This is a genomic window from Frateuria sp. GZRR33 (assembly GCF_051900425.1).
Lineage (GTDB): Bacteria > Pseudomonadota > Gammaproteobacteria > Xanthomonadales > Rhodanobacteraceae > Frateuria_A.
In genome coordinates this window covers 490286-510349 of the sequence record NZ_JBHZGK010000001.1, presented here as the reverse complement: position 1 = coordinate 510349, position 20064 = coordinate 490286, and the positions used below count along the sequence as shown (strand labels likewise).

At 69.2% G+C, this 20064-nt stretch carries 17 protein-coding genes; 7 read left to right on the top strand and 10 right to left on the bottom strand.

The genetic code is table 11. From position 1 onward, the window contains the following. Positions 1-34: 34 nt before the first annotated feature. Entirely contained in the window at positions 35-1192 is a 1158-nt protein-coding gene (locus ACFWZU_RS02355) for an isovaleryl-CoA dehydrogenase (RefSeq protein WP_439699787.1), read from the top strand. 92 nt (positions 1193-1284) lie between these two features. On the opposite strand, the gene ACFWZU_RS02350 is transcribed toward ACFWZU_RS02355, so the two are convergent. Beyond that, positions 1285-4101 carry a S8 family serine peptidase gene (locus tag ACFWZU_RS02350; protein WP_439699786.1) on the bottom strand — a complete coding sequence of 939 codons (2817 nt, stop codon included), beginning with the start codon at positions 4099-4101 and terminating at the stop codon, positions 1285-1287. Positions 4102-4302: 201 nt separating this feature from the next. Here ACFWZU_RS02350 and ACFWZU_RS02345 point away from each other — a divergent pair, with 201 nt between their 5' ends. The 3 genes from ACFWZU_RS02345 to ACFWZU_RS02335 all read left to right on the top strand — a co-directional run bounded on the left by ACFWZU_RS02345 (position 4303) and on the right by ACFWZU_RS02335 (position 7876). Beyond that, positions 4303-5481 (top strand): thiolase family protein, encoded by a 1179-nt coding sequence (locus ACFWZU_RS02345; protein ID WP_439699785.1) that lies wholly within the window; start codon positions 4303-4305, stop codon positions 5479-5481. Between the two features lie 158 nt (positions 5482-5639). Continuing rightward, entirely contained in the window at positions 5640-6056 is a 417-nt protein-coding gene (locus tag ACFWZU_RS02340; RefSeq protein ID WP_209618510.1) for a hypothetical protein, read from the top strand. Positions 6057-6268: 212 nt separating this feature from the next. After that, a complete protein-coding gene (locus ACFWZU_RS02335) occupies positions 6269-7876 on the top strand; it encodes a carboxyl transferase domain-containing protein (protein WP_439699784.1) in 1608 nt (535 codons plus the stop codon). Between the two features lie 175 nt (positions 7877-8051). On the opposite strand, the gene ACFWZU_RS02330 is transcribed toward ACFWZU_RS02335, so the two are convergent. Genes ACFWZU_RS02330 through ACFWZU_RS02320 form a run of 3 tightly spaced genes read right to left on the bottom strand, consistent with a single transcriptional unit; the run spans position 8052 to position 10446 of the window. Further along, entirely contained in the window at positions 8052-8360 is a 309-nt protein-coding gene (locus ACFWZU_RS02330) for a DUF6587 family protein (RefSeq protein ID WP_439699783.1), read from the bottom strand. Beyond that, positions 8357-10207, bottom strand: coding sequence for a ferrous iron transport protein B (gene feoB, locus ACFWZU_RS02325; protein WP_439699782.1), 1851 nt, complete (start codon positions 10205-10207; stop codon positions 8357-8359). The genes ACFWZU_RS02330 and feoB overlap by 4 nt, the downstream gene beginning before the upstream one ends. Further along, positions 10204-10446, bottom strand: a complete 243-nt coding sequence (locus ACFWZU_RS02320) for a FeoA family protein (RefSeq protein WP_439699781.1) — start codon at positions 10444-10446, stop codon at positions 10204-10206. The genes feoB and ACFWZU_RS02320 overlap by 4 nt, the downstream gene beginning before the upstream one ends. Positions 10447-10728: 282 nt before the next feature. On the opposite strand from ACFWZU_RS02320, the gene ACFWZU_RS02315 reads away from it, so the two are divergent. Beyond that, on the top strand, positions 10729-11514 hold the full coding sequence (locus ACFWZU_RS02315) for an enoyl-CoA hydratase/isomerase family protein (RefSeq protein WP_439699780.1): 786 nt from the start codon (positions 10729-10731) through the stop codon (positions 11512-11514). Between the two features lie 128 nt (positions 11515-11642). Here ACFWZU_RS02315 and ACFWZU_RS02310 read toward each other — a convergent pair whose 3' ends face one another. Genes ACFWZU_RS02310 through ACFWZU_RS02290 form a run of 5 tightly spaced genes read right to left on the bottom strand, consistent with a single transcriptional unit; the run spans position 11643 to position 16368 of the window. Then, a complete protein-coding gene (locus ACFWZU_RS02310) occupies positions 11643-12245 on the bottom strand; it encodes a response regulator transcription factor (protein WP_439699779.1) in 603 nt (200 codons plus the stop codon). After that, on the bottom strand, positions 12242-13423 hold the full coding sequence (locus tag ACFWZU_RS02305; RefSeq protein WP_439699819.1) for a sensor histidine kinase: 1182 nt from the start codon (positions 13421-13423) through the stop codon (positions 12242-12244). Before ACFWZU_RS02305 ends, ACFWZU_RS02310 begins: the two co-directional genes overlap by 4 nt. Further along, positions 13423-14616 (bottom strand): sensor histidine kinase, encoded by a 1194-nt coding sequence (locus ACFWZU_RS02300; RefSeq protein WP_439699778.1) that lies wholly within the window; start codon positions 14614-14616, stop codon positions 13423-13425. Before ACFWZU_RS02300 ends, ACFWZU_RS02305 begins: the two co-directional genes overlap by 1 nt. Positions 14617-14654: 38 nt before the next feature. Next, complete coding sequence (locus ACFWZU_RS02295; protein WP_439699777.1) at positions 14655-15440, bottom strand: ABC transporter permease; 786 nt, start codon at positions 15438-15440, stop codon at positions 14655-14657. Position 15441: 1 nt separating this feature from the next. Further along, complete coding sequence (locus ACFWZU_RS02290) at positions 15442-16368, bottom strand: ATP-binding cassette domain-containing protein (RefSeq protein ID WP_439699776.1); 927 nt, start codon at positions 16366-16368, stop codon at positions 15442-15444. A gap of 266 nt (positions 16369-16634) precedes the next feature. Between ACFWZU_RS02290 and ACFWZU_RS02285 the strand changes: the two genes are divergently transcribed. Together ACFWZU_RS02285 and upp are read left to right on the top strand one after the other, a co-directional pair. Next, positions 16635-18131 (top strand): aminotransferase class III-fold pyridoxal phosphate-dependent enzyme, encoded by a 1497-nt coding sequence (locus ACFWZU_RS02285; RefSeq protein WP_439699775.1) that lies wholly within the window; start codon positions 16635-16637, stop codon positions 18129-18131. Between the two features lie 165 nt (positions 18132-18296). Beyond that, positions 18297-18935, top strand: a complete 639-nt coding sequence (gene upp, locus ACFWZU_RS02280; RefSeq protein ID WP_439699774.1) for a uracil phosphoribosyltransferase — start codon at positions 18297-18299, stop codon at positions 18933-18935. Positions 18936-19065: 130 nt separating this feature from the next. On the opposite strand, the gene pip is transcribed toward upp, so the two are convergent. Next, positions 19066-20022, bottom strand: coding sequence for a prolyl aminopeptidase (gene pip, locus ACFWZU_RS02275; RefSeq protein WP_439699773.1), 957 nt, complete (start codon positions 20020-20022; stop codon positions 19066-19068). Positions 20023-20064 lie beyond the last annotated feature (42 nt).

The following is a 20064-nucleotide window of genomic DNA, read 5'->3' as shown; positions in this document are numbered from 1 at the left end:
AAAATCTCCCACCCAACCGCAAGGAGTTCCAAGGATGCGCCCGTTCCCGCTCGGAGAAGACATCGACCTGCTGCGCGAGAGCGTGCACGCCTTCGCGGAGAAGGAGATCGCCCCGCGCGCCGACCGCATCGACCGCGAGAACCATTTCCCGGAAGACCTGTGGCGCAAGTTCGGCGAGATGGGCCTGCTCGGCATGACCATCCCGACCGAATACGGCGGCACGGGCATGGGCTTCCTGGCGCACATGGTGGCGATGGAGGAAATCTCCCGCGCCTCCGGTTCGGTCGGCCTCTCCTACGGCGCGCACTCGAACCTGTGCGTGCAGAACATCTTCTACAACGGCAACGAGGAGCAGCGCCGCAAGTACATCCCCAGGCTGTGCTCGGGCGAGTACGTCGGCGCGCTGGCGATGAGCGAGCCGGGCGCCGGTTCCGACGTGGTCGGCTCGATGAGCTGCAAGGCCGAGCTCCAAGGGGACGTGTGGGTCGCCAACGGCTCGAAGATGTGGATCACCAACGGCCCCGACGCCGACGTGCTGCTGGTCTACATGCGCACCGCGCCGCGCGCCGCGGGCAGCCGCTGCATGACGGCCTTCATCATCGAGAAGGGCATGAAGGGTTTCTCCACTGCGCAGAAGCTCGACAAGCTCGGCATGCGCGGTTCCAACACCTGCGAGCTGGTGTTCGACAACTGCGAGATCCCGGCGGAGAACATCGTCGGCGAGGTCAACGAAGGCGTGCGCGTGCTGATGAGCGGCCTGGACACCGAACGCCTGGTGCTTTCCGGTGGGCCGCTGGGCCTGATGCAGGCGGCGCTCGACCTCACCCTGCCCTACGTGCGCGAGCGCAAGCAGTTCAATGCGCCGATCGGCACGTTCGGCATGATGCAGGCGAAGGTGGCCGACATGTACACGGCGCTGCAGTCCTCGCGTGGCTTCGCTTACCTCGTCGCGCAGCAGTTCGACGCGGGCATCAAGTCGCGCATCGATCCGGCGGCGTGCCTGCTCAATGCGTCGACCAACGCGGTGAAGGTGACGCTGGAGGCGATCCAGGCGCTGGGCGGCAACGGCTACATCAACGAGTTCCCGGCCGGGCGGCTGCTGCGCGATGCCAAGCTCTACGAGATCGGCGCCGGCACCAACGAGATCCGCCGCATGCTGATCGGGCGCGAACTGTTCCACGGCAAGGCGTAACAAAAAGGGCCCATTGCGGGCCCTTTTTCGCAGGCGGGCTCAAGCCCACCACCACGCACTTGGAGGGCGGGCCGAAGCCCGCCCAGCGCTGGCTAGAACGACAAGCGGTACGCCAGCGTCGCCATGCTGCCCTGCTCGCGCTGGGCAAACCGGTGGTCGAGGCCGAAGGTGACACCGGCCCGCGGCGACATCGCCCAATCCAGCGTCATGCCTGCCACGCCGCCATAGCGCGACAGCCCGATGCCGCCCAGCGGCGCCCACTGGTCGATGCCGGTGAAGCTTGCCTCGAACACGTCGCCGCGCGTGGCGATCGCGCGTTGCCAGGCCACGTGGGCCTGCAGGTCGAGGCTGCCGCCGTTGGCAAGGCTCCACTGCCGCGCCGCACGCAGACCCAGTCCGGCCTGCCAGCGCTCGATCGCATGCGAGTCGGCCTTGAGGCCGAAGCCCCAGGCACCCGGTTCGTTGAAGCCACTGCTGTCGATACGCGCGTATTGCAGGCTGGCATACGGGGTGAGCGTCAGCCGGCCCAGCGTGGTGCGATAGCCGCTCTCGCCGTAGGCGACGTCGTAGCGGCCGTGGCTGTCGCTGCCCACGCCTGCGAAGGCGGGCCCCAGCAGCACGTTGCGGCGCATGGATTCGCGATAGTTGCCCATGCCCACGCGGCCCATCAGGTACGCGTCGCCCCGTACCAGGCCGCCGTAGAGCATGGCTTCCGCCGCGTGGCTGCGGCCCTGGTCGGCGGTTTCCACCAGCCGCCCCAGGCCCTGCGACTGGCTGAGCGCGAAGCCGGCCACGCCGTTGCTGCCGATGCGCATGTCCTGGCCGACCAGCACGCCGGAGAGGTCCACGCCGACGTTCGCATAGCCGCTGCGCGCCAGGTCGCCGTGGTAGCCCAGGTTCTGCGTCCAGCCGCCGGTGCCGCTGCTGTCGAGCAGGCGGTCGAAGCGGTCGGACAGCGCCCGCGTGCCCGCATCGATCGCCTCGAAGGTCATCGCCGCGCTGGCGGCGTGGAGCTGGCCAGAGAGGCTTTCCAGCGATTGGCTGGCGCTCGCGAGCGTCGCTGCCTGCTGCAGGTGCGCCGCACCCGTGACGAAGCCGCCGGACGCCGGCGCCGAGCCGGTACCGCTGGAGGCGAACTGGCCGTCGAGCTGGTGGAAGGCGCCTTCCACGCGTTGCGCCGCGTTGTAGCTGGAGGCGCTGTAGCTCATGCCCTGGATCGCGGTGACGTCCGCGCGGGTCACGTCCAGCCAGGCACTGGTGGCGTCGTAGCCGGCCGTGGCGGTGAGCATCACGTTGGAGGCCGCGGTGATCGCGCTGAAGGTGCCGGTCAGGCCGCCGTTCGCCACGAGCACGTCGGTGTGCGTGTGGACCACGTAGTCGGAACGCTTGCCGATGACATACAGGTCGCCACCGGAAAGCGTCGCCGTGCCGGCCACGTCGAGTACCGAACCCAGTTCGAGCGCCAGCCGGCCGTTATCGTGCTGCGAGTAATTGCCGCCGACGGCAAGGTCGCTTCCGCTGACGGTGACCACGCCGGCGTTGTCCACGTCGCCACCGATGCGGGTGGCCGCGCCCAGGGTGCCGCCCGCGTCCACCTGCAGCGCACCGGCCAGCGACTGGGTGTTGAGGATGCCGCCCTCGATGTGGGTCAGGCCGGTGTAGGTCGACGCCTGGGTCAGGTTGAGCGTGCCGCTGCCCTGCTTGACCAGGCCGCCGGCGCCGGAGATCGGGTTGTTCCAGCTCGACTCGCCGGTGAAGTCGACCGTGGCGTCGCCCCAGTCGAACTTCGCCGGGCCGTTGACCGCCTTGCCGACGTTGAGCATCCCGTAGCCGAACACCGGGTCCGGCCCGGCGGCGCCGAGGTCGTCGGCGGTGCCCAGCAGAGTCTGGCGCACCAGGTCGTTGGTGAAGTAGGGATACGCCTCCCATACGAGCGCCGCCGCGCCGGACACTTGCGGCGCTGCGAAGGAGGTGCCGGTGACGATCCAGTAGTCCTTGCTCGGATCGCTATTGGGATAATCCTTGTCGGCGACGATCACGTCACCCGGTGCGGTCAGGCAGTAATCCATCGCCTTGCCGCAGGCATTGGAGTAATCGGCCAGCTTCGTGTTCCCGGCGTCCGCGCTATTGCTGTCGGCCGCCACGGCCACCAGCCAGCCGCGCTCCAGTTCGGGCGCCAGGTAAGGCAGCGCGGCGATGTCGCTGGGATCGGCGCGGCTGTCGTTGCCTGCCGCGAAGACCACCAGGCCGTCGTGGTTGAGCACGAAGTCATCGTAGGCCTGGCCAAAGGCCTGGTTGATGGACGCGTCGGAGGTATCCCAGTAGATGCCGCCCCAGGAGTTGTTCTGGATGCGCACGCCATCGGCGATCAGCGCGGGGTTGAGGGTCTGGCCGAAGAAGTCGGCATCCGAAGCGCCGACGGCGTTGCCCTGGCCGGAGCCGTCGTCGGTCGGCTCCTTGTCCGCGATGATGCGCGCCGACACCAGCTTGGCGCCCGGCGCGATACCGCCGGGGAACTGGCCGGCCGGTCCGCCCGCGGCGATCTCCGAAACCCAGGTGCCATGCCCGACCACATCGTCGACGCTGGTGTTGTTGACTTGCGTATCGACGTAGATCAGCTCGTCGATCACCCGTCCCGCGAGGCTGGGATGGTTGCGCATCACGCCGCTGTCGATGATGCCGATGGTGACGCCCGCGCCCGTGTACCCCTGGTTGTGCGCGGCGTAGGTGTGGGTCAGCTTCAGCTGCGCGTCCAGCGGCGGCTCGTCGGTGGGCGTCGAGGGCGGCGGTGGCTGCGCGGGCGGCGGTGCGGGGCGGACATTGCTGCCGCCGCCCCCGCACGCGCTCAGGCCCAGTGCGACAAGGATGCCCAACGCCACGTCCCGGCGGCGCAATGCTTGCGTATTCATGCTGGTTCTCCCCACACCCGTTCCCATGCAGGCCCCCGCGATCGCGCGGGCCGTTGGCCTGCGACCCGGCGGTCAGTTTCCCACAACACCGTGCGCGCGGGACGTGCACGAGGGCGCGTTTGCCGCACTGCCGCATGGACTGCGATAATGGGCAATCGTCCACGGCGCGCCGGGCGCGCCCAAGCCTTGCGGAGAAACCCCATGTCCGACGTCGTCATCGCCGGCGCCAAGCGCACCGCCATCGGCTCCTTCCTCGGCCAGTTCACCGGCGTGCCCACCCCCACTCTCGGCGCGACCGCGATCCGTGCAGCGCTGGAGCAGTCAGGCGTGGCGCCCTCCGAGGTCAGCGAAGTGATCATGGGCTGCGTGCTGACCGCCAACCTCGGCCAGGCGCCGGCCCGGCAGGCATCGCTCGGCGCCGGCCTGCCGCCGGCCGTCGGCTGCACCACCATCAACAAGGTGTGCGGCTCGGGCATGAAGTCGATCATGCTGGGGCACGACCTGATCAAGGCCGGCTCGGCCGCGGTGGTGGTGGCCGGCGGCATGGAGTCGATGACCAACGCCCCGCACATGGTCAACGCGCGCACCGGCATCCGCTACGGCGACGGCCAGCTGGTCGACCACATGGCCTACGACGGCCTGACCAACCCCTACGACAACAAGGCGATGGGCATCTTCGGCGAGCAGTGCGCCGACAAGTACCAGTTCAGCCGCGAAGAACAGGACGCCTTCGCGATCGAATCGGTCAAGCGCTCGCAGGCTGCGCAGGCTTCCGGCGCCTTCGCCGACGAGATCGTCCCGGTGACGGTCAAGGGCCGCAAGGGCGACGTGGTGGTGGATACCGACGAACAGCCGGGCCGCTCGGACATCACCAAGATCCCGACCCTCAAGCCCGCCTTCCGCAAGGAAAACGGCACCATCACCGCCGCCAGCTCGTCGAGCATTTCCGATGGCGCCGCCGCCGTGGTGCTGCTCTCGGCGGACGACGCCAGGGCGCGCGGCATCAAGCCGCTGGCGCGCATCGTGGCCCACGCCACCAACTCGCAGGAGCCGGAGTGGTTCACCACCGCGCCGGTCGGCGCGATCCAGAAGGTGCTGGACAAGGCCGGCTGGAAGGTCGAGGACGTCGACCTGTTCGAGGTCAACGAGGCGTTCGCGGTGGTCGCCATGGCGCCGATGCGCGAGCTGGGCGTGCCGCACGAGAAGCTCAACGTCAACGGCGGCGCCTGCGCGCTGGGCCACCCGATCGGCGCCAGCGGCGCGCGCCTGGTGGTCACCCTGCTCAATGCCTTGCAGACCCGCGGCGGCAAGCGTGGCGTGGCATCGCTGTGCATCGGCGGTGGCGAAGCCACGGCGATCGCGGTGGAACGACTGGATTAAGGCCATTCCGTCACCTTCTGTCGACGGAGCGAATGAAAGCCTGTTAACCGGCTTTTTAATATGTACTGAAGGCCAGCGGTAAAACATATGGCGCGTGTTCGGCGAAAGCGCTATTAATACGCGGCCAAAACGGCATTCCACGGCAAAGGAGATCCACCATGAAGTTGACGCGTACCCTACTCGCCTCCGCGCTCGTCGCGCTGCTGGCGGCTTGCAGCAACGGCGCGCAGGATTCCGCGCAGGACGCCCAGCAGTCCGCCGACCAGGCTCAGCAGTCCGCTGACCAGGCCCAGCAGGCTGCGGCGCAGACCGGTTCGCCGGCCGCCGACCAGGCTGCCCAGCAGGCCACCACGGCTGCCAACGCCGCCGGCCAGGCTGCTGATCAGGCCCAGCAGGCTGCTGCTGCCGCCTCGGCTGCCGCCCCGGCCAACAACGACATGTCGAAGGACGCCATGTCGCAGGCCAAGGACGCCGCCGACAACGCTTCGGACCAGGCTGACAAGGCTGCCGACGCTGCCAAGGACGCCGCCGACAACGCCAAGGATGCTGCCGACGACCAGAACAAGGGTCACTGATCCTTCGGTTCGTCCGATCGGAAAAAACCGGCCGCTTGCGGCCGGTTTTTTTATGCGCGCCTTTCGCGCGCCACAGGTATTAACCGCACGGGCGATGGCCGCCGGTTATCATCGGGTGTTTGGCCCGTGCGCTCGGTTCCGTATCGCTATCGCGGCCATGGATGACACGCCGCCGCGGGCGGTCCCGAACGAATGACCCAGAGTCCAGTCCGATGACCAGCATTGCTTCGCAGATCGATACCCGTTCGCCCGATTTCCAGGCCTCGAGCGCCGCCCTGCGCGCGCTGGTCGACGACCTGAAGGCACAGCTTGCGCGCAATGCCGAAGGCGGCGGCGTCAAGGCGCGCGAGAAGCACACTGCGCGCGGCAAGCTGCTGCCGCGCGAGCGCATCCGCGCCCTGCTCGACCCCGGCTCGCCGTTCCTCGAGCTCTCGCCGCTGGCCGCGCACGGCATGTATGACGACGCCGCGCCGGCCGCAGGCATCATCACCGGCATCGGCCGCGTCAACGGCATTGAGGTGGTGGTGGTCGCCAACGACGCCACGGTCAAGGGCGGGACCTACTTCCCGATGACGGTCAAGAAGCACCTGCGCGCACAGGAAGTGGCGCTGGAGAACCGGCTGCCGTGCATCTATCTGGTCGACTCCGGCGGCGCGTTCCTGCCGCTGCAGGACGAGGTGTTCCCGGACAAGGAGCACTTCGGCCGCATCTTCTACAACCAGGCGCGCATGTCGGCGCTCAACATTCCGCAGATCGCCGTGGTGATGGGCAGCTGCACTGCCGGTGGCGCCTATGTGCCGGCGATGAGCGACGAGACGATCATCGTGCGCGAGCAGGGCACGATCTTCCTGGGCGGCCCGCCGCTGGTGAAGGCGGCCACCGGCGAGGTGGTCGATGCCGAGGCCCTCGGTGGCGCGGACGTCCATACGTCCGTCTCGGGCGTCGCCGACCATTACGCCGAAAACGACGCGCACGCGCTTTCCATCGCGCGCAACGTAGTCGCAAGCCTCAATCGCCGCAAGGACATGCCGCTTGCACTCAAGGCCCCGGTCGAGCCCAGGTACGCGGCCGAGGAACTGTACGGCGTGATCCCGCAGGACACCCGCCGCCCGTTCGACATCCGCGAGGTGATCGCGCGCATCGTCGACGGTTCGGAGTTCCACGAGTTCAAGGCGCGCTACGGCAAGACGCTGGTCACCGGCTTCGCGCACATCCACGGCTACCCGGTTGGCATCGTCGCCAACAACGGCATCCTGTTCGCCGAGAGCGCCCTCAAGGGTGCCCACTTCATCGAGCTGTGCAACCAGCGCAACGTGCCGCTGGTGTTCCTGCAGAACATCACCGGCTTCATGGTCGGCAAGAAGTACGAGCAGGCCGGCATCGCCAAGGACGGCGCCAAGATGGTCACCGCCGTGGCCTGCTCGCACGTGCCCAAGTTCACCGTGGTGATCGGCGGCAGCTTCGGCGCCGGCAACTACGCCATGTGCGGCCGTGCCTATGGCGCGCGCTTCCTGTGGATGTGGCCCAACGCGCGGATCAGCGTGATGGGCGGCGAGCAGGCCGCCAGCGTGCTCGCGACCGTCAAGCGGGACGGCCTGGAGGCTGCCGGCATGGGGTGGAGTGCGGACGAGGAGGATGCGTTCAAGGCGCCGATCCGCGAGCAGTACGAACGCCAGGGCCATCCCTATTACGCCAGTGCGCGGCTGTGGGACGACGGCATCATCGATCCGGCCGACACCCGTCGCGTGCTGGGCCTGGCCATCTCGGCGTCCATGAACGCGCCGATCGAGCCGCAGCGCTTCGGCGTGTTTCGTATGTAGCTCCCTGCGAGAGCGGGACCGTGCGCGACCGCGCATGCCGCGCGGTCGCGCACAGGTGCGCTCTTACAGGGATTCCGGTCGTTCGCGGTTTCTCTCTATCGCACCGTCCGTGCGCAACGGATGCGCGGTGGCGTTTGGTGCATGACCTCGACGGGTGGCGGCCTCCGCGGGTCGCTCAGCCTCGGCGACCGCGCGGACGGAAATGCAGCGGCACCGGTTCCTGCGCCCGAGGCGCCGGTGCACAGCCGCCGCAGCTGGAGCAGCCGTCGCCGCTGCCGCAACCGCCGCTCTTCGCGTCGGCCGGCTGCAGCCAGGCCCCCACGCGCCGCAGGGCCGCGGCGCGACCGGGGCGGTCCAGCGCGGCCGAAAGACGCGCCTGCAAGCGCTTGGCCGTCTGTGGCAGCAACTTGCGGAATGCGGCCACCAGGCTGGCCAGCAGCACCAGCGTGAGCACCGCCGCCTGCACGATCGCGAAGGTGCTCACGAGAGCACCCGCGCGATCTGGTAGGTCAACAGCGAGGCGAGGTAGGCCAGGCCGAACAGGTAGCCGGCAGTGATCGCCACGTTGCGCCAGGAGTTGGTCTCGCGCCGGATCACCGCGAGCGTCGACATGCACTGCGGCGCGAAAACGTACCAGGCGAGCAGGCTGAGCGCGGTGGCCAGCGACCACTGATTCGCGATCAGCGGCCCGAGCTGGTTGGCGATGGTGTCATCGCTGCCGGACATCGCGTACACCGTGCCGAGCGCCGACACCGCCACTTCACGCGCGGCCAGGCCGGGCACGAGCGCGATGCAGATCTGCCAGTTGAAGCCGATCGGCGCGAAGACGTAGTGCAATGCGTGGCCCAGGCGGCCGGCCAGGCTGTAATCGATCGCCGGCCCGCTGGCGCCCGGCGGCGGCCCCGGGAAGCTGGAGAGGAACCACAGCAAGACGGTCAGCGCCAGGATGATGCCGCCCACGCGCTTGAGGAAGATCTTGGCGCGCTCCCACAGCCCCAGCGCCACGTCGCGCACGTTCGGCAGGCGGTAGGACGGCAGCTCCATCAGCAGCGCGTGCTCGCTCTTGTCCTTGCGGAAACGCTTGATCACGAACGCCACCGCCAGCGCACTGACGATGCCGGCCACGTACAGCGTGAACAGCACCACGCCTTGCAGGTTGAACACGCCCCACACCGTGCGGTGCGGGATGAACGCGGCGATCAGCAGCGTGTAGACCGGCAGGCGCGCCGAGCAGGTCATCAGCGGCGCGACCAGGATGGTGGTGAGCCGGTCGCGCGGATCGGTGATGCTGCGCGTGGCCATGATGCCGGGGATCGCGCAGGCGAAACTCGACAGGAGCGGAATGAAGGCACGCCCGGTCAGGCCGGCCTTGAACATCAGCTTGTCCAGCAGGAACGCCGCGCGCGGCAGGTAGCCGGATTCCTCCAGCACCAGGATGAAAAGGAACAGGATCAGGATCTGCGGCAGGAACACCAGCACCGCGCCCAGGCCGGCAAAGATGCCGTCGTTCAACAGGCTGTGCAGCGCGCTGTGCGGCGGCAGCGCCGAGGTCACCCAGCCGCCGAGCGTGCCCACGCCCGCCTCGATGGCATCCATGATCGGCTGCGCCCAGGAGAACACCGCCTGGAAGATCAGGAACATCAGCACGGCCAGGATGCCCAGGCCGAACACGGGATGCAGCGCCCAGCGATCGATCGCGTCATCCACGGCGTCGGTGGCGCGCGGCATGATCACCGTCGCGGCCATCAGCGCGCGCACCTGCGTATGCAGGTCGTTGCGGCTGGCCGGATCGTCCGGCTGCACCGGTGCGGCCACCGGCACGTCGCCATCGACGCGGTTGATCAGCGCCTTCGCGCCACCACGCCTGACCGCGATCGTCTCCACGACCGGCACGCCGAGCAGCCGCTGCAGCGCCGGCACGTCGATCACGATGCCGCGCCGGCGCGCGGTGTCCATCATGTTGAGCGCCAGCACCACCGGCCGGCCCAGGCGCTTGACCTCCAGCACGAAGCGCAGGTGCAGGCGCAGGTTGGTGGCATCGGCCACGCAGACGATCAGGTCGGGCGCCGGCTCGCCCGGGTAGCGGCCCTCGCAGACGTCGCGGGTGATCTGCTCGTCGGGGCTGGCCGCATCGAAGCTGTAGGTGCCCGGCAGATCGAGCAGTTGCAGCACGCGGCCGGACGGCGCCACGAAACGGCCTTCCTTGCGCTCGACGGTGACGCCGGCGTAGTTGGCGACCTTCTGCCGCCCGCCGGTGAGCTGGTTGAACAGCGCCGTCTTGCCGCAGTTGGGGTTGCCCACCAGCGCGATACGCAGGCCCTGCGCGCTCATGCCGCCTCCGCCTTCACGACGATGCGCGCCGCCTCGCTGCGGCGCAGGGCAAAGCGGGTGGAGCCGATCTGGATCAGCAGCGGATCGGCGCCGAGCGGGCCGCACGCGACCACGCGCACCGGCTCGCCGTCGACAAAGCCCAGGTCGCGCAGGCGCTGCGCGATGGGGTCGCCGGCGTGGGCATCGTCCACGCGGTCGACCACGGCGGGCGAACCTTTGGGCAAGTCGGAGAGGCGCACGGCGGGGTATTGGAGATAAGAATGGTTCGCATTATAGGCAAAAGGGGCCTGGTGCGCAGGGGGCTTTGTCGCAAGGCTCCCCCATCCGCCCTGCGGGCACCTTCCCCCAGTGAACGGGGGAAGGACCGGGGACGCAGCATCCGGGCGACCGGGAAACAGCGAAGCGCGTGGCAGCCAGTGAACCTTCCCCGTTCACGAAGGAAGGTGCCGACACGCGGATGGGGGAAGCCTTGCCTCACACCGCCCCGCTACACTCCCCGCTTTCCGCAGGGAGCCCCGCGCATGTCCGCCATCCTCGTCACCGACCGCGCCGCCATCCGCCAGATCGCGCTGAACCGCCCGGACGTGCACAACGCCTTCGACGACGGCCTGATCGCCGAGCTGACCACTGCGCTGGTGGAGGCCGGCCGCGACGATGCCGTGCGCGCGGTGGTGCTGACCGGCACGGGCGCGAGCTTCTCCGCGGGCGCGGATCTGAACTGGATGCGCGGCATGGCGTCGGCAAGCGAGGACGAGAACCGCGCGGACTCGCTGCGTCTGGCGGCGCTGGTGCGCACGCTGCAATTCCTGCCCAAGCCGACCATCGCGCGCGTCAACGGCGCGGCGTACGGCGGCGGCGTGGGGCTGATCGCCGCGTGCGACATCTCCATCGGCGCGGAGGGCGCCAGGTTCGGCCTGACCGAAGTGAAGCTCGGCCTGGTGCCCGCGGTGATTTCGCCCTACGTGGTCGCCGCCATCGGTGTGCGCCAGGCGCGCCGGTTGTTCCTCACCGGCGAGATCTTCGACGCGGCCGAGGCCTGCCGCATCGGCCTGCTGCACCGCGTGGCGCCGGCCGAGGGACTGGACGAGGCGGTCGATTTCACGCTGAAGTTGCTCGCCAAGGCCGGTCCGCAGGCGCAACGCGAGGCCAAGCAGCTGGCGCTGCGCATGGCCGGGATCGACGAGAAGGGCGCCGGTGCCATCGACGCGGACAACGCCGAGCTGATCGCGCGGCTGCGGGTGTCGGCCGAAGGGCAGGAAGGTTTGGGCGCGTTCCTGGACAAGCGCGCGCCCCGGTGGGCGAGCTGACGGACGACAGGACCCGCTTTCACTGCAGAAGCCCGCTTGCGGGCGATGCACCGTGCGATCGCCACCAGGAGCATCGCGCGCAAGCGGGCGCCTGCAAAAGCCAGGCGCCGGTCCGTCGATGGTGTCGGTTACAGCCAGCCCTTCTGCCGCGCCAGCCTGAACGCCTCGATGCGGTTCCCCGCACCCAGCTTGCCGATCGCCTCGGACAGGTAATTGCGTACGGTGCCGTGCGAGAGGGTGAGCCGGGTGGCGATGTCGCCGGCCGACAGGCCTTCGCCCGCCAGGCGCAGGACCTGCCGCTCGCGGTCGTTCAGCGGGTCGGCTTCGGTCCAGGCTTCCAGCGCCAGTTGCGGGTCGATGGCGCGGCCGCCGCGGTGCACCGTGCGCAACGCCTCGGCCAGGTTTTCGGCGGGGGCGTCCTTGAGCAGGTAGCCGGACACGCCTGCGTCCAGCGCGCGGCGCAGGAAGCCGGGGCGGGCGAAGGTAGTCACGATGATCACCTTCATCGGCAGTTCCTGCCGCTGGATGCGCTGGGCCAGTTCCAGGCCGGTCAGGCCGGGCATCTCGATGTCGGTGACCAGCACGTCCGGCTTGAGCCGCTGCAGCTCGCGCCAGGCGCTCTCGCCATCGGCCGCCGACCCGAGCACTTCGATATCGCTTTCCAGATTGAGCAGCGCCGACAGTGCGCCGCGTACCATCGCCTGGTCTTCGGCCAGCAGCACGCGGATCATGCGGCGCTCCCGGCGGCAGGAAACAGGGTGGATTCCGCGGGGCAGCCTGCCACCGGCAGGTTCGCCGGCGTGGCCACCGGCACGCGGATGGACAGCGTCGTGCCGTGCCGCGGCGGCGAGTCGATCGCCAGTGTCCCGCCCAGCGCGCGCACGCGCTCGCGCATGCCGCTGACGCCGTTGCCATGCGCGGCCAGGCCGCCGCGTCCGTTGTCGCAGATACGCATCTGGAGCATGTCGTCCTCGAAAGCCACGCTCACGCTGGCCCGGGTGGCGCGCGCGTGGCGGTGGATGTTGGTAATGGCCTCGCGCAGCACCAGCGCGATGGGAGCCTCGATGCCATCCGGCAGCGCCAGGCCGTCCGGCAGGACGCCCTCGAACGCCACGCCGGAAGCTTCCAGCATGAGCCGGGCGGAGGTGAGTTCGGCGCCCAGGTCGCTGCAGCGCATGCCGGTCACGGCGGCGCGCACTTCGGCGAGGGCGTGGCGCGCGACGCGCTCGACCTCGGCCATTTCGCGCTGCGCGCGTGCCGGTTCGGCCAGGGCCAGGCGCCTGGCCAGTTCCGACTTCAGCGCCACCAGCGACAGCGTGTGGCCGAGCAGGTCGTGCAGGTCGCGGCCGATGCGCTCGCGCTCGGCCAGCGTCGCCAGGCGCCGCACCTCCGATTGCGACAGGCTCAGTTCGACATCCTTGCGCGCGCTGTGCATGTAGGCGACGTTGCTGAAGCCGCCGAACAGGCCCGCCATCGCCACCCACAGTGCGACGCTCAGCGGATCGCCGAACGACCACGCCTTGGCCAGCGCGAACGCACCCATCACCGCCACGCTGGCCAGCCAGCGCCGCCACGAGGGCGAGAAGGCGGAGACGACGCTGGCGAGGATCAGCAGGATGAACCCGGACGGGTTGCAGGCCCACAGCGCCAGGCCGGTGGCGGCCATGCCGGCCACGTACCATTCCACGCGCCGGCGCGGCCCGACGTAAACCCGCGAATACAGATAGACGAACACCGGCACGGCCAGCAGCGTGGACACGAGCCACGACCCCAGCGGACGGTGCAGCGAGGCTGGCCCCTGGAACAGGGCCACCAGCGCGAACAGCGAGAGGCCCGCCTGCCAGCGCATGTACAGCGGCGAGCGCAGTTGCCCCAGCAGGGAGTCCGGTCGCGGTGCGAACCACCGCATCACGGGCGCGCTTCCGCCGTCATCGAGAGGCCGCCGACAGGTGCGACCGGTGCCGCCGCGGCCTGCATCGCCGCCGCCCGCAGTGGCACCACGACCCGCAGGCGCGTGCCCTGCCCCTGCTGCGAATGGATCTGCAGGCGGCCACCCAGCGCGCGCACGCGCTCGCGCATGCCGGTCAGGCCGTTGCCTTCTTCCAGCACCCCGCCGCGGCCGTTGTCCGAAACGGTCAGGCACAGGCCGCCGTCGATGCACTCGAAGGCCACGCTGGCACAGGTGGCGGCCGCATGGCGTGCGATGTTGGTGGCCGCCTCGCGCAGCACCAGCGACAAGCCGCGCTCGGTCTCGGCCGGCAGGCAGGGCGGCTGGCCGTAATCCAGGTGCACGCCGGAGGATTCCAGCAGCAGGCGCGCGGAGGCCAGTTCGGCCGCCAGGTCGGTGGCGCGGATGCCGGTGACCGCCGCACGCACCTGTGCCAACGCGTGGCGGGCGACGTTCTCCGCCTCGATCACCTCGCGCCGCGCCGCCTCGGTATCGCGGTCGAACAGCTTGCGCGAGAGTTCCAGCTTGAGCGTGATCAACGAAAGCGTGTGGCCCAGCAGGTCGTGCAGGTCGCGCCCGATGCGCTCGCGCTCGGCGGTCGCCGCGAGCCGGCGCACTTCGTCGTGGGAGAGCTTGAGCGCGGCGTCCCGCTCGTGCCCGATCCGTTCCACGTGCGTCACCATGCCGATGATGATGGTCATCATCGGAAACGCGATCAGCGCCTGCCACGGGTAACCGACCTTCCAGGTCACCAGCACGAACACCGTGTTCAGCAGGAGCAGGCGCAACAGGAACGGCGCCAGGCGGCGGCTGCTCACGCTGCAGGATACGCAGCCGTAGATGAAGTAGTTGACGCTGCCCGAATAGAACGGCACCAGCACGATGCCGAAAATGGCCAGCCCCATGCCATAGCGCGAAGCGATGTTCCGCGGTACCAGCATGGACTTGGCGAACAGCGCCACGAACACCGGGTAGGTCAGCGCCGTGATGGCTGCCCAGCCCCACGTATAGCCGCGATCGAACAGCGGCGTGACGAACAACCAGGCCGACCACAGCAGATGGACCGACTCCATCCGGGGCGACTTGCCCTGCTGGATGATTTCGCTGATGCGCGACCCAGGCTCGGGCTCAAACCAGCGGGCAAGACGGTTCATGGTCCGGGTCCCCAAAGCGCTATCGCGCCGATGCTACTTCAACCGAAGCGGCGCAGCCGGCGCGCCGCGAGCAACAGGAACGCGACGGTGAAGCCGAGCAGCACCAGCACGTGCCCGGCCAGCGCGTCCTGGCGCATGCCCACAGCGGCCAGCGCGAGGCGATCGAGGTGGTAGCTCGGCCACAGCGGCGCGACCTGCTGCAGCACCTTGGGCAGCATCGGCAGCGGGAACCACAGGCCGGACAGGAACGCCATCGGCAGGTAGATCAGGTTGAGCACGCCCGGGCCGCCCTGCCCCTTGACCAGCGTGCCGATGAACATGCCCAGCGCGCAGAACGGCAGCACACCGAGCACGCCGGTCGCCAGCAGTGCCGCGACCTGCGTGGGCGACAGCGACACGTGCGCGACCTGGGAAAGCCCCAGCAGGAGCAGCACCACGAACGCCGCCGCGGCCATCGCCATCAGCATCTTGCCCAGCAGGTAGGCGCCCGGCGGCATCGGCAACGCGCGCTTGAGCGTGAGCAGGCCGCCATCGCGCTCCAGCGCCAGCGACACGCCGAAGCCGAACAGGCCCGGGCTCATCACGCCGAAGGTGGCGTAGCTGGCCAGCAGGTAGCGCGCCGCGTCGGTGCCCTCGCCCCTGGCCATCAGCACCCCGAACACCAGGTAGAACATGCCCGGGAACAGGGTGATCGGCAGCATGAAGCTCGGCGCGCGCAGATAGCGCAGGCACTCGCTGCGCGCCTCGGCCAGGTAGGCGCCGAACACGCGTCCGGCGGGCATCGCGTCGTTGTCGGCGGTCGGGTCCAGGGAAAGCGTGTTCATGTCAGGCTGCCTCTCGCTGGTCGCTGGACGATGTGTCGGCATCGCGGGTGAGTTCGGTGAAGGCTTCGGCCAGGCCCGCGCGCTGCACTTCCAGCTCGCGCAGCCAGGCGTCGTTCTGCAGCAGGCGCAGAACCACCACTTCGGCCTCGGCGGTGGTCAGCTGCAGGCGACCGCCTTCCATGCGCACCTCCACCACCTCGGGCCAGTCGGCCACCGTTTCGGGCAGCAGCGTGCTGATGCAGCGAATGCGCTTGACGCCCACGCGGGCGCGCAGCTCGTCGACCGTGCCTTCGTGGATGGCGCGGCCGCGGGTCATCACGCAGACGCGATCGGCCAGCGCCTCGGCCTCTTCCAGGTAGTGCGTGGTCAGCAGCACCGAGCAGCCTTCGCCGACCAGCCGGCGGATCGCCGCCCACAGCGCCTGGCGCGCCTGGATGTCCATGCCGACGGTCGGTTCGTCCAGGAACAGCAGTTGCGGACGCCCGCACAGCGCCAGCGCGAACTGTACGCGCCGCTGCTGGCCGCCGGAGAGCTTGCCGTAGGGGCGGTCGACCAGGTCTTCGACCGCGGCCAGTTCGGCCGATTCCTGCAGCACGCGCGGATTGGCGTAGTAGCTGGCGGTCAGGCGCAGCAACTCGCGCACGCGCAGCGTCGGCGGCAGCGTGGCGCTTTGCAGCATCACGCCGATCCGCCGGCGCGCCTCGATGCGCTGCGGATCCAGCCCGAACAGCTCCACGTCACCCGCGTCCGCCCGATGCAGCCCCAGCAGCAGGCCGATCGCGGAGGACTTGCCGGCGCCATTGGGGCCGAGCAGGGCAAGCAGCTCGCCGCGGTGCAACGCAAGGTCCAGGCCGTCGACGGCGGTGAGCGCGCCGTAGCGCTTGACCGCGCCGCGCAGGCGCGCGGCCGGGATGGCGGACATGTCCATGGTGCCTCCTTGGTATGGACGCAAACATTAGGCATGGCAAGGCCTTGCGGACACTGGTCGACGTCAGCCGGCGCTGGTGACAGCCGTCATGCGGGGTTACGGCGGAGCCGGGCGCACGGTATCCTTGGGTCTATCCCCGGCCTGTCACGCGCGCTTTTCACGGCGAAAAGACGGGTCCGCACAACCGCATGCGCCTCAAGTCGCGCGTGCCCGCAATCACCGCCGGCGGCGCCATCGGGCGCCCGCCGGCCACGAGGAGGACTGCCATGGGTGTGATCGATCAGCTGCGCGAGATGCGCGAATTCGGCGGCAAGCCGCGGACCGTTGGCCTGGACGACGCCAGCATCGAGCGCATGGCGGCCAGCGCCCCCGAACTGGTGCAGGCGGTCGGCGAGGCCCTGGCCCGACATCGCGAACTGCGCGCGGAGCTTGGCGATTTCCTCAAGCTGGACGAGTCCGAGCAGCTGGCCCAGGCCCAGGCCGGCTACGTCAATTTCTACCCGGACGACGCGATCAATCCGTACCTGCCGGCCGCCGCGCGCGGCCCGTGGATCGTGACGCTCAAGGGCGCCGTGCTGCACGACAATGGCGGCTACGGCATGCTCGGCTTCGGCCACAACCAGCCGGCCATCCTGGAGGCGCTGTCCCGGCCGCAGGTGATGGCCAACGTGATGTCGCCGAGCGTCTCGCAGCTGCGCTTCACCCGCGCGATGGACCAGGAGCTGGGCCGCAGCCGCGGTGCCAATCCGTACAAGCACTACCTGTGCCTGAACTCCGGCTCCGAAGCTGTCGGCCTGGCCTGCCGCATCGCCGACGTCAACGCCAAGCTGATGACCGATGCGGGCGGTCGTTACGCCAATCGCACGATCAAGCGCCTGTCCGTGCGTGGCGCCTTCCACGGCCGCACCGACAAGCCTGCGCTGTACTCCGATTCCAGCCGCAAGACCTACCAGCAACACCTGGCCAGCTACCGCCACGAGGACACGCTGATCACGGTGGCGCCCTACGACGTGGAGCAGCTGAAGGCCGCATTCGCCGATGCCGACAAGCACGGCTGGTTCATCGAGGCGATGTTCCTGGAGCCGGTGATGGGCGAAGGCGACCCGGGCCGCGCCGTGACGCCGGAGTTCTACAAGGCCGCACGCGAACTGACCGAGGCGCACGGCACCCTGCTGCTGGTCGACTCGATCCAGGCGGGCCTGCGCGCGCACGGCGTGCTGTCGATCATCGACTACCCCGGCTTCGAGAACCTGCCGGCGCCGGACATGGAGACCTTCTCCAAGGCGCTCAATGCCGGCCAGTATCCGCTGTCGGTGCTGGCGGTGAGCGACCACACCGCCGGCCTGTACCGCAAGGGCATCTACGGCAACACCATGACCACCAACCCGCGCGCGCTGGACGTCGCGCTCGCCACGATGGAGCTGCTCACCGACGCGGTGCGCGCCAACATCAAGGCCCGCGGCGAGGAGTTCGTGGCCAAGCTCAACAAGCTCAAGGACGAACTGGGCGGGCTGATCACCAAGGTGCAGGGCACGGGCCTGCTGTTCTCCTGCGAACTGGCGCCGCAGTTCAAGTGCTACGGCAGCAACTCCACCGAGGAGTACATGCGCGAGCACGGCGTGGGCGTGATCCACGGCGGCGCCAATTCGCTGCGCTTCACCCCGCACTTCAACGTCACCAGCGCCGAAGTCGACCTGGTCGTCGACCACGTGCGCCAGGCGCTGCTGAAGGGCCCGCGCAAGCAGACCGCCGAGGCGGCCTGAGCTAGCTGCAACGAAGGGCGCGTCGGTAACGGCGCGCCCTTTTTCGTGCACGGACGACCGCGCACGAATGACCAAAAGGCCGCCAGCCCTCGGGGGTCATGCCGCTTTTGCGGGAGTGACGCCTCGGCAGGTTGGGGGATTCGCGAACCTGACCGGGAACCCGCCATGCCCGTGACCGAAGTCCGCCATCCGCTGATCCGCCACAAGCTCGGCCTGATGCGCCGCGCCGGCATCAGCACCAAGGAATTCCGTGAGCTCGCCTCCGAGGTCGCCGCCCTGCTCACCTACGAGGCGACCAAGGATATGGACACGCTCGAGGACACCATCGAGGGCTGGGCCGGCCCGGTGACGGTGGAGCGCATCAAGGGCAAGAAGGTCACCATCGTGCCGATCCTGCGCGCGGGGCTGGGCATGCTGCCAGGCGTGCTGGACCTGATCCCCTCGGCCAAGGTGAGCGTGGTCGGCGTGCAGCGCGACGAGGCCACGCTGGCGCCCGTCCCGTACTACGAGAAACTCAGCGGCAGCATGCACGAGCGCACCGCGTTGATCGTCGATCCGATGCTGGCAACCGCCGGCACGCTGGTGGCGACGGTGGACATGCTCAAGGCGGCCGGTTGCCGGCGCATCAAGGGGTTGTTCCTGGTCGCCGCGCCCGAGGGGCTGGGGCGCATCGCAGCGGCGCACCCCGACGTGGAGATCTACACCGCCTCGATCGACCAGCGGCTCAACGACAAGGGCTACATCCTGCCCGGGCTGGGGGACGCGGGAGACAAGATCTTCGGGACCAGGCAACTGCCCGGTTGAGGACTCCGCAGGAACCGGCATCCCCGCCGGGCATTACCGGCGAGCTGGCAATCGCATCCCCACTTCTTCGCCGGCGCATGACGAGCCCCGGTCTCTCGCCGCGCAGGGGAGATCGCGCAGGACGCAGCGCTCAGCCCTTGAAGCGATCGGTCGCTTCGATCAGCTCGTGCGTGATGCCCGGCTCGAATGCCGAGTGTCCCGCGTCCTGCACGATGCGCAGGTCCGCTTCCGGCCAGGCGCGGTGCAGGTCCCATGCGCTGCGGATGGGGCACACCACGTCGTACCGGCCCTGCACGATCACCGTAGGGATGCGGCGGATGCGCTCGACGTTGCGCAGCAGCTGGTCGTCATGCTCGAAGAAGCCGCCGTGCACGAAGTAGTGGCACTCGATCCGCGCGAACGCCAGCGCGAACTCGTCCTCGCCGCTGCTGGCGATGTAGCCCGGGTCCTGGAACAGGAAACTGGTGCCGGCCTCCCAGGTCGACCATGCCCGCGCAGCCTCCAGCCGGGTCGAAGCATCCGGGCTGGTGAGGCGGCGGTGGTAGGCGCTCATCAGGTCGCCGCGCTCGGCTTCCGGAATCGCGGCCAGGTACGGCTCCCAGGCATCCGGATACAGCGCGTCGCAACCCTTCTGGTAGAACCATTCCAGCTCCCACCGGCGGAGCATGAAAATGCCGCGCAGGACCAGCTCGGTCACCTTGTCCGGGTGCGTCTGCGCGTAGGCCAGCGCCAGGGTCGAGCCCCAGGAACCGCCAAACACCTGCCAGCGCGCGATCCCCAGGTGCTCGCGCAGCCGCTCGATGTCGGCGACCAGATCCCAGGTGGTGTTATCGGTGAGCTCGGCGTGCGGCGTCGAGCGCCCGCAGCCGCGCTGGTCGAACAGGATGATGCGGTAGGCCGCCGGATCGAAGAAGCGGCGGCAACGTGGGCTCGCGCCGGCGCCGGGGCCGCCATGCAGGAACACGACCGGCTTGCCGTCGGGATTGCCGCTCTGCTCGTAGTAGATCGTGTGCAGCCCGGATACCGGCAGCATGCCGCTGTCGTAGGGTTCGATCTCCGGATACAACGCGCGGCGTTCCTCGGTCATGCCTGGTTCTCCGTGGGGTGGGAAGCGATCAAGGCTAGCACC

Excerpts from the sequence above, each read along its gene's own strand:
- ACFWZU_RS02355 (WP_439699787.1), top strand. The coding sequence starts at position 35 with ATGCGCCCGTTCCCGCTCGGAGAAGACATCGACCTGCTGCGCGAGAGC.
- ACFWZU_RS02350 (WP_439699786.1), bottom strand. The coding sequence starts at position 4,101 with ATGAATACGCAAGCATTGCGCCGCCGGGACGTGGCGTTGGGCATCCTT.
- ACFWZU_RS02345 (WP_439699785.1), top strand. The coding sequence starts at position 4,303 with ATGTCCGACGTCGTCATCGCCGGCGCCAAGCGCACCGCCATCGGCTCC.
- ACFWZU_RS02340 (WP_209618510.1), top strand. The coding sequence starts at position 5,640 with ATGAAGTTGACGCGTACCCTACTCGCCTCCGCGCTCGTCGCGCTGCTG.
- ACFWZU_RS02335 (WP_439699784.1), top strand. The coding sequence starts at position 6,269 with ATGACCAGCATTGCTTCGCAGATCGATACCCGTTCGCCCGATTTCCAG.
- feoB (WP_439699782.1), bottom strand. The coding sequence starts at position 10,207 with ATGAGCGCGCAGGGCCTGCGTATCGCGCTGGTGGGCAACCCCAACTGC.
- ACFWZU_RS02315 (WP_439699780.1), top strand. The coding sequence starts at position 10,729 with ATGTCCGCCATCCTCGTCACCGACCGCGCCGCCATCCGCCAGATCGCG.
- ACFWZU_RS02310 (WP_439699779.1), bottom strand. The coding sequence starts at position 12,245 with ATGATCCGCGTGCTGCTGGCCGAAGACCAGGCGATGGTACGCGGCGCA.
- ACFWZU_RS02305 (WP_439699819.1), bottom strand. The coding sequence starts at position 13,423 with ATGCGGTGGTTCGCACCGCGACCGGACTCCCTGCTGGGGCAACTGCGC.
- ACFWZU_RS02300 (WP_439699778.1), bottom strand. The coding sequence starts at position 14,616 with ATGAACCGTCTTGCCCGCTGGTTTGAGCCCGAGCCTGGGTCGCGCATC.
- ACFWZU_RS02295 (WP_439699777.1), bottom strand. The coding sequence starts at position 15,440 with ATGAACACGCTTTCCCTGGACCCGACCGCCGACAACGACGCGATGCCC.
- ACFWZU_RS02290 (WP_439699776.1), bottom strand. The coding sequence starts at position 16,368 with ATGGACATGTCCGCCATCCCGGCCGCGCGCCTGCGCGGCGCGGTCAAG.
- ACFWZU_RS02285 (WP_439699775.1), top strand. The coding sequence starts at position 16,635 with ATGGGTGTGATCGATCAGCTGCGCGAGATGCGCGAATTCGGCGGCAAG.
- upp (WP_439699774.1), top strand. The coding sequence starts at position 18,297 with ATGCCCGTGACCGAAGTCCGCCATCCGCTGATCCGCCACAAGCTCGGC.
- pip (WP_439699773.1), bottom strand. The coding sequence starts at position 20,022 with ATGACCGAGGAACGCCGCGCGTTGTATCCGGAGATCGAACCCTACGAC.